1 protein-coding gene is annotated in these 202 nt (G+C 68.3%); it reads left to right on the top strand.

Annotated features, from left to right (window positions below; genetic code table 11):
- Positions 1 to 202 (top strand): methyl-accepting chemotaxis protein (locus ASG72_RS20940; protein ID WP_244488668.1); only part of this gene is annotated, 202 nt, incomplete at both ends.

Here is a 202-nt window from a genome sequence, read left to right as displayed (position 1 = left end):
GGCGATGGCGCGCATCGAGAGCGCCTCGCAGAAGATCTCCGACATCATCCGCGTCATCGACGATATCGCCTTCCAGACCAATCTCCTGGCGCTGAACGCGGCGGTGGAGGCCGCGCGCGCCGGCGATGCCGGCAAGGGTTTTGCGGTGGTGGCCTCGGAGGTGCGCACTTTGGCGCAGCGCTCGGGCGAGGCGGCCAAGGAT

The sequence above is a fragment of the Allobosea sp. Leaf344 genome, assembly GCF_001426225.1.
Taxonomy (GTDB): domain Bacteria; phylum Pseudomonadota; class Alphaproteobacteria; order Rhizobiales; family Beijerinckiaceae; genus Allobosea.
This window is presented reverse-complemented; position numbering and strand designations above follow the sequence as displayed.